This window comes from Winogradskyella sp., from assembly GCF_025210595.1.
Lineage (GTDB): Bacteria > Bacteroidota > Bacteroidia > Flavobacteriales > Flavobacteriaceae > Winogradskyella.
Genome location: NZ_JAOARH010000141.1, coordinates 1 through 2,670, shown reverse-complemented (window position 1 = coordinate 2,670; position 2,670 = coordinate 1). Strand labels below are relative to the sequence as shown.

General features: G+C 32.9%; 4 protein-coding genes and 1 pseudogene. 1 reads left to right on the top strand and 4 read right to left on the bottom strand.

The features are described from left to right. Positions 1-154 (top strand): annotated as a pseudogene (locus N4A42_RS13720) (thioredoxin family protein); the annotation flags it as partial. Here the strand turns inward: N4A42_RS13720 and N4A42_RS13715 are convergent. From N4A42_RS13715 to N4A42_RS13700, 4 genes are all read right to left on the bottom strand, one after another. Continuing rightward, complete coding sequence (locus tag N4A42_RS13715) at positions 151-885, bottom strand: hypothetical protein (RefSeq protein WP_294075132.1); 735 nt, start codon at positions 883-885, stop codon at positions 151-153. The pseudogene N4A42_RS13720 and the gene N4A42_RS13715 overlap by 4 nt on opposite strands. An 80-nt stretch (positions 886-965) precedes the next feature. After that, on the bottom strand, positions 966-1,688 hold the full coding sequence (gene truB / locus N4A42_RS13710; protein ID WP_294075129.1) for a tRNA pseudouridine(55) synthase TruB: 723 nt from the start codon (positions 1,686-1,688) through the stop codon (positions 966-968). Further along, positions 1,688-2,482, bottom strand: a complete 795-nt coding sequence (locus N4A42_RS13705) for an undecaprenyl-diphosphate phosphatase (protein WP_294075127.1) — start codon at positions 2,480-2,482, stop codon at positions 1,688-1,690. The genes truB and N4A42_RS13705 overlap by 1 nt, the downstream gene beginning before the upstream one ends. A 44-nt stretch (positions 2,483-2,526) precedes the next feature. Beyond that, positions 2,527-2,670, bottom strand: a 144-nt coding sequence (locus N4A42_RS13700) for a DUF3098 domain-containing protein (RefSeq protein ID WP_294075134.1), incomplete at its 5' end; no start/stop codon positions are given.

Sequence of the window (2,670 nt, the reverse complement as noted above, 5' to 3'; positions counted from 1 at the left end):
TGGACCAAGACCTACTGTAGCTACAGAAATGGTGAAAGCTTATAAAGCTGAGCATGGTAAAATAACACCAGAATTTAAAGAAGATTTACAACGTTGGTATAATAAAGATAAAGGTCAGTCTTTAATTGAAGATTTAGTTAGTCTTTTAGCCTAATTTTTTCCTTTGAACAAAAAGGTTATTGTGCCGATTTGCTCTTTTTTATTAGAGCTATCAAATAATACCTCTTTAGCATATTCTAAAGCGCTATCTGTTAAGCATTGGTTTGAAGAGTTAGAAGACCCATTAATGCGAGTATTAGTTACCAAGCCTTTATGGTTAACTGTAATGCTTACTACAATTTTTCCACCGTTTTCACATAGATACCTTGGTATGTCATAATCTTGCATAATACGACCTTTTAACGAATAGGTTAAAGTGCTTTTAGCTTTGGCATGTTCATCGGCAATTTTTTTATTATCTAATCGTTTGTTGAGTTCATCCTGAAGTTTTTTGTAAGATGCTGTTTCTTCAGAATTAAGTGCATAAGCATTAGTGTTAATATAAGATGTGTTGATGCTTATTTCTTCATTAACTTTATTTGCTTTTGCTTCTTCTAAAGCTTTTGTAGTACGTTCAAAATCATTTGCGCTAATGGCTTTAAAATTGCGCATCATTTCTTTGTACTCTTGGTCTTCATTAAAAGCCTTATTTGTAGTGGTACCATCTAAAGCTTCAAGCGGTTTTTGCTCTTCTTCAGTTAGCTCTGACTCTGTTTCAATCTCGTAAAAATTTTCAGAGATAAGTGTACCATGCAATTTTAATTGAATACTAAACATAGCAATAACTACAGTTCCTGTAAGAAGAAATGTAATAATAGCAGCTTTATAGTGTTCAATAAATTTCAAATAAAATCAAGTTTTTAGACAATAGATATACGAATATAATAAGTAAAAAGATTAGAAATGTCTTATAAACCGTAGTGCAACTAGTCTTCTAATGGAAGCGTTGCAATAAAATCTTCAGGACTTAAAGCGTTTTCTACTTTAAATTTACCAATTCTGGTTCTTCTTAATTCAGATAGGTGCGCGCCAGAATTTAAGGCTTTGCCAAAATCATGAGCCAAAGAGCGTATGTAAGTGCCTTTACTGCAAACCACTCTAAATTTTAATTCAAGATTCTTTGTGTTGAGCTTAGTCGAAGTGTTGATTTCGGTGATTTCAAACTCTGTAATCTCAACTTGGCGCGATTTTATTTCAACATTTTCTCCTGCTCTAGCAAATTCATATAAGCGCTTTCCGTCTTTTTTTATAGCAGAAAATACAGGTGGAAATTGTTCAATCTTACCAATAAACTGTTTTGTAGTTAGGTGAATTAAATCTTCGGTAATATGATCCGTTGGGAAAGTAGCATCGATTTCGGTTTCCAAATCATAAGAAGGTGTTGTGCTACCTATTACAAAAGTGCCTGTATATTCTTTTTCCTGGCCTTGAAATGTGTTAATCTGTTTGGTCATTTTGCCAGTACAGATTACTAATAAGCCAGTTGCTAAAGGATCTAAAGTGCCAGCATGACCTACTTTTATTTTTTTGATAGAGAATGATTTTCTAATCGCCCAACGCAATTTATTTACGGCTTGAAAAGAGGTCCACGTAAGCGGTTTATCTATGAGTAAAACCTCACCATTTTTAAAATCTTCTAATGTTTTCATTAAGCGCTTAATGACCAGATTACAGCAATGAGACCAACAATAATACAGTAAATAGAGAAATAGATAAGTTTGCTTTGTTTTACAAGAGCAATCATCCATTTACAAGCAAATAGACCTGCTACAAAAGCAGCAACAAATCCAATACCTAGGTTGGTGAAGTTTGAGCTTTCATAAGTAATATCTCCACTCATAATATCCTTAGCAATTTTTCCAAAGATTAAAGGCACAACCATTAAAAACGAAAAACGAGCAGCTTTGGTTTTGTCATTGCCTAAAAGTACCGAAGTAGATATGGTAGCTCCAGAACGAGAAATACCAGGAAGCATGGCTATAGCTTGAGAAATACCAATAACAAAAGCATTCTTAAAGGATACATTTTTATTGGTGTCTTTTGCTCTATCTGCTAAAAATAAAAGAATGGCTGTAATGATAAGCATAAAGCCTACAAGCATAATATTGCCACCAAAGAGTTGCTCTAGTTGCTCTTCAAAAAAGAGACCAACAATTACTGCAGGAATCATGGATAATGCAATTTTAGCTAAAAATTGAAGATCTTCATTCCATTCAAATTTTAAAATGCCTTTTATAATGTTAACAATATCTTTTCTAAAAATCACCATAGTACTTAAAGCAGTAGCAAAGTGGAGTACAACCGTAAATAATAAACTTTCTTTAGGGAGAGAATTGTCTCCAAGTATAGCTTTGCCTAATTCTAAATGACCACTAGATGATACAGGTAAAAATTCTGTAAGTCCTTGTACAACACCTAAAATAATTGCATCAATAATTTCCATAGAGATTTATTAAATTCTAAAAGTTAATGATTGGTTTTTTAGATTTAATTGTTTGGGTTTTTGTCCTTATTCGGATTTGCTAAAATAGCATATACCTGAAAACCAAAACCAATAAGCACAAGTGTTGGAGCTAAACGAATACGCCTCCAACTAAAAACATCAGGATTCCAAACATTAGGATCATCACT